The organism is Bacteroides gallinarum DSM 18171 = JCM 13658, from assembly GCF_000374365.1.
GTDB lineage: Bacteria > Bacteroidota > Bacteroidia > Bacteroidales > Bacteroidaceae > Bacteroides > Bacteroides gallinarum.
This window is the reverse complement of record NZ_KB894136.1, coordinates 18,455-30,232: the sequence shown is the minus strand read 5'-3', so window position 1 is coordinate 30,232 and position 11,778 is coordinate 18,455. Positions and strand designations below refer to the sequence as shown.

Below are 11,778 nucleotides of genomic sequence, written 5' to 3'. Positions count from 1 at the left end.
TTATGAATATCGAACGTATCATGTCCTCTTTGGAGGCAAAGCATCCCGGCGAGTCTGAATATCTTCAAGCCGTAAAGGAAGTACTTCTTTCTATCGAAGATATCTACAATCAGCATCCAGAGTTCGAGAAAGCGAAGATTATAGAACGGTTGGTTGAGCCCGACCGTATTTTTACTTTCCGCGTTACATGGGTAGACGATAAGGGCGAGGTACAGACTAATCTCGGTTATCGTGTACAGTTCAACAACGCTATCGGCCCGTACAAGGGCGGTATCCGTTTCCATGCTTCCGTAAACCTGTCCATTTTGAAGTTCTTGGGCTTCGAACAGACTTTCAAGAATGCTTTGACTACCCTGCCTATGGGTGGCGGCAAAGGCGGTTCCGACTTCTCTCCGCGCGGTAAGAGTGATGCCGAGATTATGCGTTTCTGCCAGGCTTTCATACTGGAGTTGTGGCGTCATCTCGGACCGGATATGGATGTGCCTGCCGGTGATATCGGCGTAGGTGGTCGTGAAGTGGGCTATATGTTCGGTATGTATAAGAAGCTGACGCGCGAGTTTACCGGAACCTTCACCGGCAAGGGACTGGAGTTCGGCGGTTCGTTGATACGTCCCGAAGCAACGGGTTTCGGCGGGTTGTACTTCGTACACCAGATGCTGGAAACCAAAGGCATCGACATTAAGGGTAAGACGGTCGCCATTTCCGGTTTCGGCAATGTAGCCTGGGGTGCTGCTACCAAAGCTACCCAACTGGGAGCTAAAGTCATTACGATTTCAGGTCCGGACGGTTATATTTACGACCCCAACGGCATCAGCGGCGAAAAGATAGATTATATGCTGGAACTTCGTGCATCGGGCAATGATATCGTAGCTCCGTATGCCGACGAATTCCCCGGCTCTACATTCGTTCCCGGCAAACGTCCGTGGGAAGTGAAGGCCGATATAGCCTTGCCTTGTGCAACGCAGAATGAGCTGAACGGCGAAGATGCACGGCATTTGATTGATAATAAGGTAACTTGTGTAGGCGAAATCTCCAATATGGGATGTACCCCCGAAGCTATCGACCTCTTTATTGAAAATAAGATTATGTATGCGCCGGGTAAGGCTGTGAATGCCGGCGGTGTGGCTACCAGCGGGCTGGAAATGTCACAGAACGCCATGCACCTTAGCTGGAGCGCTGCCGAAGTGGATGAGAAACTGCATGCCATTATGCACGGCATCCATACCCAGTGCGTGAAATACGGAACAGAGCCCGACGGTTATATCAACTATGTGAAGGGTGCTAATATTGCCGGTTTCATGAAAGTAGCCCACGCCATGATGGGGCAGGGTATCATCTAAGGAAAAACTTTGTTTAGTTGTATTTGTATTTGTGGTTTGTGCTGCCTGCGCCTGTGAAGGTGCAGGCAGCACTTTTTTACTATTTGTGGGTATTATTGTTTTTTTTATCTTATTAATATAGTTATTTGTTGGTATTGCGCCACCTATCTATACTATCTAATTTTGCAGCGTGAAAATTAATTTATTAACGCTAAAAAGAAATAAGGTAAAATGAAGATTAAAAATGTATTGGTCATGATGACCATCGGTTTGCTGGGAGCAGCATGTAGCGATGATGACGATAAGGGTAATCAATGGGGAGACGGAATTAAGAATACGAAAACGAATTTGGATGTATCCGCCTATGATAAATGGACTTATATAAACCTGGAGACGGGAGAAACGGAAACGCATTTGGATACGAGCGAGTGGATTTATACGGATGGTTCTGTAAGCGAGCCAAAAGCGGAGGAAACTATCGGCATCGAATGGCATATCGCCATACACCGTTATGAGATAAAAACAAACGGCGGCATGGTTCTCGAAACGGAGAAAACAAATATGGATGAAATTACGGAGTTGCCCGAAGGAGACTATAAAGCAGATGAAAGCATAACAAACGAGGATGAAGAATATGCCATTATTACCGATATGAGCAAAATGATGCAAGGCAACGTCGGTTACGCTAAAACTGCAACTGTGAACAAAGTGCTGTGCGGTTGGGTGAAAAAGACGGAAACAGGTAGTATGCCTCCTACTATTTATGAGCCGACAAAGCATGTAATGGTCTTAAAATGCAAGGACGGAAGTTGGGCGAAACTTCAATTTACGGTTGCAGGAAACTCTGAAACGAATAAGAGCGGTTTTGTTACATTCAATTACGAATTCATCCCGATTAAATAAGAATGAAACGAGTTCTTTGTTTCTTGCTCTCTTTATTGACAGTGGCAGCGTCCACTGTCTTTGCAGAGGAAGTGAATGAAAGGGATAGCGACCGTTATCGCTATTCCATATTGGGAGATGTCGTAGATGAAAACGGGCAACCGATGCCTGGAGCTACGGTCAGGGTACAGGGAACTACTTTCGGAGCTGGTACGAATAGCGACGGCGAATTCGTTATCCGTCTGGAAAGTGCAAAGGAATATACGCTGTTGGTTTCATTCGTAGGATACGAGCCTCAGGAGGTAAAGGCAGTTTCGGCTGTACGTCCGTCCCGGCTGCATATCCGATTAGTGCCCTCTTCCAATCAATTGAATGATGTGGTAGTAACCGGTTCGTTTATTGAAAAACCGTTGAAGGAAGTGCCTGTGCTGACGCGTGTAATTTCTCAAAAGGAAATTCAGGCGCTCAATCCGATGAATGTCGAAACTTTGCTGCAATACGAGCTGCCGGGTTTGCAGATTGGGTATAACTCCATGAGCCAGATGCCTGAGATATCTTATCAAGGTATGGACGGAGAGTACATGTTGTTTTTGATAGACGGCGAACGTGTAAGTGGCGAGGGAGCCGACCATAATGTCGATTTCACCCGTTTCAATGTAGACGACATTGAACGTATAGAAGTCATTAAGGGAGCCCAGTCTACAATCTACGGTTCCAATGCTTTGGGAGGGGTTATCAATATCATTACAAAGACAGCCAATCGCCCCTTTAGTGGAAATTTGAATGCGCGTTATGCCGGTTCCAACGGGCAGAAATATACAGCTTCTGCCGGTGTTAAGAAAGACCGCCTTACTTCCTATACCAGCCTTACCTACCGCACAAAAGATACCTATGAGATAGGCGACGAGGTAGGTAAGACCACTGTAACGGAAGGAAGCGACGGCTCCACGGCAGCGGAACAGGCTGAGGCCAGTTCCACTACGGTCTACGGATACAATATCTGGGATTTCTCACAAAAAATAGGCTATACCTGCAACGAGAAATTAAGTGCGGATTTGAAAGGTTCGTTTTACCATAACAAACGCGACAAGCGTGAGGGTAAGATGTACCAGGACATATTCCTTGATTATGCTCTGAGCGGTAAGGTAAAGTATCTTCCCGGAGAAAAACAGCAGCTTGTAATAGGGTATGTTTATGACAATTATCAGAAAAGCCAGGATTATTTCTTATCCGGAAAGAAAACCACGGACTACCGTAATATCAAGCAGACGCCGCGTATCGATTATACCGGAACATTCGGTAAGCATACTATCAGTGTCGGGTTCGAAGGTAACTTCGAATACTTGAAACATTATATGCTGGAAGACAGCTCCCATGTCAACAACCAGTTGTATGCTTTCTATGCGCAGGAAGACTGGGATATCCTCGATGAGCTGAATATCGTGGCGGGAGTACGTGCCGATTATCATGAGAAATATCATTGGCATGTCACTCCGAAGGTTTCTTTACTGTGGCATTTTTGCGACCATGTCTCTTTCCGTGCCGGTTATGCACAAGGGTTCCGTTCGCCTTCTCTGAAAGAACTCTACCAGGCATACGATATGGGCGGTATGGGTTGGTTCATGCTGTACGGTAATCCGGATTTGAAACCGGAAACCAGCAATCAAGTCTCTCTGTCCGGCGAGTTTACCAAGGGAGGGCTGAACATGTCGGTTTCTTTTGCCCACAACCGTTTCAAGAACAAGATAGCCTATATGTCATTGGGCGACGGTTCGAGCGACATGCAATATGTAAATGCCGATAACGCCAAAACCACGGCTTTAGAGACTATTTTGCGCTACCGTTTCGGTTTCGGGCTGATATTGACCGGTTCCTATGCCTATACGAACGATTACGAAGAGGTCGACGGGCGGAATGCTTCTTTGGTACGTCCGCATACGGCAACTTTCAATGCCATGTATTCGCATAAGTTCGGAAAGATAGGTTTTAACTGTTCGCTGAACGGGCAGTGGGGGGCAAAGTTCGATACTTATACCAGAAACCAGAATGACGACGGTACTTATGCCTATGAAATAACCACTTACGATGCACGTACGATGTGCTCGTTGAATACCGGGGTTACCCTTCCGAAAGGCATATCCCTCAATCTGGGTATCGACAACCTGTTCAATTATAAAGACAAGGCTGCCGATAGTTCCCTGCAAGTTCCGCAAAAAGGAATCAGTGTAATAGGAACCGTAAATCTTAATATTGCTGATATGTTCGGGTTATAAATATTAAAATATTGATATGAAGAAAAAACAACTACTGGGGGGCGGCTGTGCAGTCGTCCTCGTGTTGCTGCTTATAGGTGTCTGGAACTTGTGGTTCAGTTCCACAAGAGTAGCATTTGTCAATTATCAAGTCATTAGTCTCGGACAAATATCCAAGGCTAATGATAATTCGTTTATAAAGATAGCAGAAGTCAGTACCGACGAACTGGATAAACTGACTTCCTACGACATGGTATTTATCAATGCCATGGGAATGAGGATAACGGAAGAACAGCGTGCACAGATACAGAAGGCTGCCGACGGCGGCTTGCCCATTCTGACCACTTCCGCAACCAATCCTGCCAATAAAATAATCTCGCTGGACTCCATTCAAGCCGACACATTGAGGAGTTACCTGGGGAATGGCGGACGCCGCAACTATCGCAGCATGCTGAACTATGTGCGTAAACATATCGACGGCAAGATTATGTCGGTAGACGAACCCGAAGCTGTGATAGAACGTTCCAATGATATGATATATCATGCCGACCCGAAGAAGCCGGATGATGAAGAACTCGGTTTCAATACGGTAGCCGAGTACAATGCTTTCCTGCAGGAAAACGGGCTGTTGAAAGAGGGAGCTCCCCGTATCATAATCACAGGTATGATGGGAGAACCGGCGGACCTTATCCGGAAATTGGAAGAGACGGGCAATGTCGTTTATCCGGTGCGGAGTATGAAAAGCTTCATTAGCAAGCACCATATCGATTCGGTATCCCCTTCGGCAGTTATCAATATGGCACACGGACGCATGGGAGACTATATCGTAGACTACCTGACACAACAGAATATCCCGTTGTTCACTCCGCTGAATGTAAACCGGCTCGTAGAAGAATGGGAGAATGACAAAATGGGAATGAGCGGCGGATTTCTCTCGCAGAGTGTCGTAACCCCCGAAATAGACGGGGCTATCCGTCCTTTTGCCCTGTTCGGACATTATAAGGATGAAGAAGGGTTGCAACATGCTTTTGCCATTCCCGAGCGTTTGGAGACTTTTGTAGAGACGGTCAATAACTATATCGGGTTGCAGAACAAGCCCAATAATGAAAAGCGCGTAGCGATTTATTATTATAAAGGCCCGGGACAGAATGCAATGGCTGCCGCCGGCATGGAAGTCGCCCCCTCGCTTTACAACCTGCTGGTTCACTTGAAGAAAGAAGGATATAAGGTAGACGGCTTGCCAGCCTCTTCCAAAGAACTGGAACGTATGATACAGGCACAGGGAGCTGTGTTCGGAACGTATGCGGAAGGAGCTTTCGACAACTTCATGAAGAACGGGCGTCCCGAACTGATTACCAAAGAACAATATGAAAGCTGGGTAAAGAAAGTAATCAGACCGGAAAAATATGCAGAGGTAGTATCTTCCTTCGGAGAATTTCCCGGTGAGTACATGGCTACCGACGACGGACGCCTGGGAGTCGCCCGCTTACAGTTCGGGAATGTGGTGCTGTTACCGCAAAATGCCGCCGGAAAGGGAGACAATGCGTTTAAGATTGCCCATGGCACGGATGCCGCACCTCCTCACACTTACATTGCATCTTATTTGTGGACGCAGTTCGGTTTCAAGGCCGATGCACTGATTCATTTCGGTACTCATGGCAGTCTGGAATTTACACCGAAGAAACAGGTTGCTTTGAGCAGTAACGACTGGCCTGACCGGTTGGTAGGCGCTTTGCCTCATTTCTATATCTATTCGATAGGAAATGTGGGCGAAGGCATGATAGCCAAACGCAGGGCATATGCAGGCTTGCAGTCCTACCTTACCCCTCCGTTTCTTGAAAGCAGCGTCCGTGGCATCTATCGCGAGCTAATGGAAAAAATCAAGATATACAATAATACCACCGGCGCTTGTTCTTGCGGCGAGCACGAAGACGAAGCCCGGAAAGATACGCGCAGTGAAGCCGATTTGCGCCGTGCCTCCTTGGCGGTGAAAGCAGCGGCGGTGAAACTGGGTATCCACCGCGAACTGGAACTGGACAGCGTACTCACCGTTCCTTATACGGAAGACGAGATTTTGCGTATCGAGAACTTTGCCGAGGAACTGGCTACGGAGAAAATAACGGGACAGCTTTATACAATGGGCGTTCCTTATGAAGATGCGCGTATCAAGAGCAGCGTGTACGCCATGGCTACCGAACCGATTGCATACAGCCTGCTTGCCCTGGACAAACTCCGCAAACGCGCCGACGAAAAAACGGTGAAACACCGCGCTTTGTTCACGCAGCATTATTTGAATCCCGCCCGTGCTTTAGTAACCCGGTTGCTGGCTAACCCGGCTTTGGGAACGGACGAACTCATCTGTCGTGTGGCGGATATCACGCCCGACGAACTTGCCAAAGCCCGGAAGATAGAAAAATCGCGTAATGCGCCGCAGGGCATGATGGCAATGATGATGGCTATGGGAGACGGAGCTTCGGCAGGAGACAAGAAAACGGCCGGTACACAAGGTGCGAAAACCTCCCAAGCTCCGATATCGGCTGCTATGAAAGAAAAGATGAAGGAAATGGCTAAAGGCATGGACCCTGAAAAGGTAATGGCACTTGCAAAGAAAATGGGGACGAGTCCGGAAGCTTTGAAGAAAATGGAAGAAAGCATGGCAAAAGGGAAGAAAGCCGAAGGTGGAGAGAAAGCCCCAATGAAGAAAATGCCTTCTGCCGTAGAATATACCAAAGAAGAAATCACTTTTGCTTTGGCAGTAATGGAAGTCGAGCGCACGATTAAAAATGTCGGAGAATATAAAAAGGAGCTTATAGAAAGTCCGAAAAAAGAACTACTCAGCATGACGAATGCGTTGAACGGCGGATATACCCAGCCTTCACCGGGAGGTGACCCGATAGTAAATCCCAATACCTTGCCTACCGGACGCAACCTCTACGGAATCAATGCAGAGGCTACCCCGAGCGAGGCGGCATGGGAGAAAGGCATACAGTTGGCAAATAATACAATCGAGATGTATAAACGCCGGCACAACGATAGCATTCCCCGTAAAGTAAGCTATACGTTGTGGAGCGGCGAGTTCATCGAGACGGAAGGAGCCACTATCGCCCAGATACTTTATATGTTGGGTGTGGAACCTCTGAGAGATGCTTTCGGCCGTGTTACGGATTTGAAGCTCATCCCCTCGAAAGAGCTGGGACGCCCACGTATCGATGTGGTAGTACAGACGAGCGGGCAGTTGAGGGACATTGCAGCTTCCCGCCTGTTCCTTATTAACCGCGCGGTAGAAATGGCTGCCCATGCAAAAGACGACCAGTACGAAAACCAGGTAGCCGCCGGAGTGGTCGAGGCAGAACGGGTGTTGATAGAAAAAGGCCTGACTCCTAAAGATGCCAGGGAGATTTCGACATTCCGCGTGTTCGGAGGAGCTAACGGCGGTTATGGAACCGGTATTCAAGGTATGGTAATGAGCGGTGACCGTTGGGAAAGCGAGAAAGAAATAGCAGATACCTATTTGAACAATATGGGAGCTTACTACGGCAGTGAAAAGAACTGGGAAGCCTTCCGTCAATTCGCTTTCGAAGCTGCGCTGACACGTACGGATGCAGTGATACAGCCCCGCCAGAGCAATACGTGGGGAGCATTGAGCCTCGACCATGTGTACGAGTTTATGGGCGGGCTCAACCTGGCTGTCCGTAATGTGACGGGAAAAGACCCGGATGCTTACCTGAGCGATTACCGCAACCGCAACAACTTCCGCATGCAGGAGGTCAAGGAAGCTATCGGAGTGGAGAGCCGTACGACTATCTTCAATCCTACCTATATCAAGGAGAAAATGAAAGGAGAAGCAGGTGCTGCGAATACATTTGCCGAGATTGTACAAAACACATATGGCTGGAATGTGATGAAGCCCAAAGCTATCGATAAGGAAATGTGGGATGAGATATATAATGTGTACGTAAAGGATAAGTTCGGTTTGGGCTTGCAGGAATATTTCGAGAAACAGAATCCGGCAGCTTTGGAAGAAATGACCGCCGTCATGCTGGAAACTGTGCGCAAGGGAATGTGGAAAGCCAGCGAGCAGCAAGTAGCCGATATAGCCAAGCTGCATACCGATTTGGTCAATAAGTACAAACCCTCCTGTTCCGGCTTTGTTTGCGACAATGCCAAGTTGCGTCAGTTCATCGCCTCGAAAACCGATGCGCAGGCAGCGGCGGAATATAAGAAAAACATCACCCAGATACGCGAAGCTGTCGCATCCGACGACAAGAAAGGAATGGTGATGAAAAAAGAGGAGGTATCTTCTACCGCAGAAGAACAGACCAATGTACTGAGCAATACGATAGTAGGTTTGGTAGTAGTGCTTGCTATCGTCGTACTGCTGTTGCTCGTCCGTCATCGTCGTAAAAAACTACAGGAATAATGGAGACAGTTGTTTTTGTACTTATGATATTGGTTTGCTTCAACTTCATGTTGAAGCAAACTTATCGTAAATTAAGGTCGGTACTGGTAATATCCGTCATCTGCGCCTTGTTCGTAGGGCTGATGTGGCCTTATGCTATCGAGCAGTCCAAAACCCAGATTGCCGACTGGCTGGCTAATCCTGCCCTGATGCTCGATACCTCCGTTGTACTGAGCGTGGAAGTGGTTCTACAGATGACCTTCTGTATGCTGGCTGCACATATCCAAAGTGCCGGACCTGTGAAGAAACGCGTGCTATGGGCTTACAAGGCACTGCGCTGGTTTCCGGGTATTTTAGTATTTCCGGTACTGTTCTGCGGCTTGGTCGCATTGATATTCTCCTTTCCCGGCGCATCCTTTTCCCTGATTGCCTGGAGCATGGCAGCGGCGGTATTCGTATTGATACCTGCCGGGAGCTTCCTTTTGCGCTGGCTACTGCCCGAAAAAGAACTTCGGCTGGAATTGCTTTTCCTCGCTAATGCCCTGATTGCCATTTTGGGAATTATCGCTACTGTCAACGGCCGTACGGCAGTGAAAGGAATAGACGAGGTAGACTGGGGAGCATTGGCAGGTTTGGTAATCCTGCTTGTTGCCGGTGCATTCGTTGGAATGATTTTAAGAAAAGTGAAATTGAAAAGACAAACTAACTAATTAAATAAAAATTATGAATTACATTTCAGACATTCTCTACTGGATATCTACAGGCCTCCTGGTTCCTGTTATCGTATTGTTGATTATTCTTTTCGGACGTTCGGTCTTGCTCATCGGAAACTTCTTCGGGCAATACCTGGCTATCCGTAAGACCGATGCCCTGCTGCGCAAGGAGCTGGATGCGCTGACCCCTGAAACCGTTTCAGGGCTAGGCGAACACCTCCCCAAGAAGAACAGCTCTTTAGTGGTTACTTATATTCACCGTATTCTCGAGATGAAAGACAGCCCGGCGCACGTGCAACGTCTGCTGGCCGATTTTGAAATAGCAGCGGACAAAGACTTGGCAATATCCAAGACTTTAACCAAAATGGGACCGATGCTGGGACTAATGGGAACGCTGATACCAATGGGTCCGGCACTTGTAGGACTTTCTACCGGCGACATCGCTTCAATGGCATACAATATGCAGGTGGCATTCGCCACTACGGTTGTCGGGCTGTTCTCCAGTGCTATCGGGTTTATAACACAGCAAGTCAAGCAGCGCTGGTATTTGCAGGACATGACTAATCTCGAATTCCTCTCTGAATTGTTGAACCAAAACCGGAAAGAACAATGAAAAGACGTTTGCTGAGAAAAGAAGAGGACAGCGACCCGATGAGCGTGGTAAGCAACCTTTTCGACGTTGCAATGGTATTTGCCGTAGCGCTGATGGTGGCATTGGTGAGCCGTTACAATATGACCGAAATGTTCAGCCAGGAAGATTTCACCATGGTAAAGAATCCCGGAAAAGAGAACATGGAGATTATTACGAAAGAAGGCCAGAAAATCAATAAGTACACTCCGTCGGAGAACCAGGATGCCAAAAGCGGCAAAAAAGGTAAAAAGGTGGGGATTGCTTACGAGCTGGATAACGGCGAGATTATTTATGTGCCCGAATAATGGTTTCGTTGCATCTAAAATTAGTACCTTTGCTGCTCGAAAATCATAAATAACCAAGAAATGTTACAACCGGAATTGAAACTGAGACGTGATAAGATACGTGCCCTCATGGCTCAACAGGGAATCGATGCCGCTCTTATCACTTGTAATGTAAATTTAATCTATACGTACGGACGCGTTGTCAGCGGCTATCTATATCTGCCGTTGGATGCCCCTGCACGTTTGTTCATAAAACGCCCCAACGATATAGAGGGCGAGCATGTACATCCCCTCCGCAAGCCGGAACAACTGCCCGGCTTGTTGAAAGAATGCGGCTTGCCCCTGCCGGCAAAATTGATGCTGGAAGGCGACGAGCTGCCTTTTACGGAGTACAACCGCTTGGCCGCCTGTTTTCCCGAAGCGGAGGTCGTGCCTTGCGGTACGGCACTGATTCGCCGGGCACGGAGCGTAAAGACACCGATAGAGATAGAAATGTTCCGCCGTTCCGGCGCTGCTCATGCGAAGGCGTACGAGCAGATACCCTCCGTTTACCGGCCGGGAATGACAGACCGCCAGTTGTCTATCGAGATAGAACGGCTGATGCGCCTGGAAGGTTGCCTGGGTATTTTCCGGGTATTCGGGCAGAGTATGGAAATCTTTATGGGCAGCCTTTTGGCAGGCGACAATGCTGCCGTTCCCTCTCCGTACGATTTTGCTTTGGGTGGCAAGGGACTCGACCCGTCGTTGCCCGGTGGCGTAAGCGGTACGCTCTTGCAGGCAGGGCAATGCTTCATGGTGGATATGGGCGGAAACTTCTACGGTTATATGGGAGATATGAGCCGCGTATTCTCTGTCGGCAAGTTGCCGGAACAGGCATATGCCGCACATCAGGCGTGCATAGAAGTACAGGAAGCCGTCGTTGCAATGGCTAAGCCGGGTACTGTATGCGAGGATATGTACGACAAAGCAGTCGAGATAATAACCAAGGCAGGTTTTGCAGACTACTTTATGGGAGTCGGCCAGAAAGCGAAATTCATCGGACACGGCATCGGGCTGGAGATAAATGAAATGCCTGTACTGGCTCCCCGTATGAAGCAGGAACTGGAGCCCGGTATGGTGTTTGCGCTGGAGCCCAAAATCGTTTTGCCCGGCATAGGCCCTGTGGGAATCGAAAACTCCTGGGCTGTAACGGCGGAAGGGCTGGAAAAGCTGACACTCTGCAAAGAAGAAATCATAGAGCTTTGATAAAACGGAAAAGGTGGTAAGAAAGCGATGACAAGCATCGCCTTACCACCTTT

8 protein-coding genes are annotated in these 11,778 nt (G+C 48.2%); all 8 read left to right on the top strand.

The features are described from left to right. The first annotated feature begins 2 nt into the window (after positions 1 to 2). A complete protein-coding gene (gdhA, locus tag C233_RS0113075; protein WP_018668020.1) occupies positions 3 to 1,340 on the top strand; it encodes an NADP-specific glutamate dehydrogenase in 1,338 nt (445 codons plus the stop codon). 210 nt (positions 1,341 to 1,550) lie between these two features. After that, positions 1,551 to 2,222, top strand: a complete 672-nt coding sequence (locus C233_RS0113070; protein WP_018668019.1) for an HmuY family protein — start codon at positions 1,551 to 1,553, stop codon at positions 2,220 to 2,222. Between the two features lie 2 nt (positions 2,223 to 2,224). Then, positions 2,225 to 4,474, top strand: coding sequence for a TonB-dependent receptor (locus tag C233_RS0113065; RefSeq protein ID WP_025068830.1), 2,250 nt, complete (start codon positions 2,225 to 2,227; stop codon positions 4,472 to 4,474). A 16-nt stretch (positions 4,475 to 4,490) separates the two neighbouring features. Beyond that, the gene (locus tag C233_RS0113060) at positions 4,491 to 8,873 is read left to right on the top strand and encodes a cobaltochelatase subunit CobN (protein WP_018668017.1); all 4,383 of its coding nucleotides are present in this window, start codon (positions 4,491 to 4,493) and stop codon (positions 8,871 to 8,873) included. Continuing rightward, complete coding sequence (locus tag C233_RS0113055; protein ID WP_018668016.1) at positions 8,873 to 9,562, top strand: hypothetical protein; 690 nt, start codon at positions 8,873 to 8,875, stop codon at positions 9,560 to 9,562. Before C233_RS0113060 ends, C233_RS0113055 begins: the two co-directional genes overlap by 1 nt. A gap of 13 nt (positions 9,563 to 9,575) precedes the next feature. After that, positions 9,576 to 10,178 (top strand): MotA/TolQ/ExbB proton channel family protein, encoded by a 603-nt coding sequence (locus C233_RS0113050; protein WP_018668015.1) that lies wholly within the window; start codon positions 9,576 to 9,578, stop codon positions 10,176 to 10,178. Beyond that, positions 10,175 to 10,501 (top strand): DUF2149 domain-containing protein, encoded by a 327-nt coding sequence (locus C233_RS0113045; protein WP_018668014.1) that lies wholly within the window; start codon positions 10,175 to 10,177, stop codon positions 10,499 to 10,501. Before C233_RS0113050 ends, C233_RS0113045 begins: the two co-directional genes overlap by 4 nt. A gap of 60 nt (positions 10,502 to 10,561) precedes the next feature. Further along, positions 10,562 to 11,725 (top strand): M24 family metallopeptidase, encoded by a 1,164-nt coding sequence (locus C233_RS0113040; RefSeq protein WP_025068831.1) that lies wholly within the window; start codon positions 10,562 to 10,564, stop codon positions 11,723 to 11,725. Positions 11,726 to 11,778 lie beyond the last annotated feature (53 nt).

Excerpts from the sequence above, each read along its gene's own strand:
- gdhA (WP_018668020.1), top strand. The coding sequence starts at position 3 with ATGAATATCGAACGTATCATGTCCTCTTTGGAGGCAAAGCATCCCGGC.
- C233_RS0113070 (WP_018668019.1), top strand. The coding sequence starts at position 1,551 with ATGAAGATTAAAAATGTATTGGTCATGATGACCATCGGTTTGCTGGGA.
- C233_RS0113065 (WP_025068830.1), top strand. The coding sequence starts at position 2,225 with ATGAAACGAGTTCTTTGTTTCTTGCTCTCTTTATTGACAGTGGCAGCG.
- C233_RS0113060 (WP_018668017.1), top strand. The coding sequence starts at position 4,491 with ATGAAGAAAAAACAACTACTGGGGGGCGGCTGTGCAGTCGTCCTCGTG.
- C233_RS0113055 (WP_018668016.1), top strand. The coding sequence starts at position 8,873 with ATGGAGACAGTTGTTTTTGTACTTATGATATTGGTTTGCTTCAACTTC.
- C233_RS0113050 (WP_018668015.1), top strand. The coding sequence starts at position 9,576 with ATGAATTACATTTCAGACATTCTCTACTGGATATCTACAGGCCTCCTG.
- C233_RS0113045 (WP_018668014.1), top strand. The coding sequence starts at position 10,175 with ATGAAAAGACGTTTGCTGAGAAAAGAAGAGGACAGCGACCCGATGAGC.
- C233_RS0113040 (WP_025068831.1), top strand. The coding sequence starts at position 10,562 with ATGTTACAACCGGAATTGAAACTGAGACGTGATAAGATACGTGCCCTC.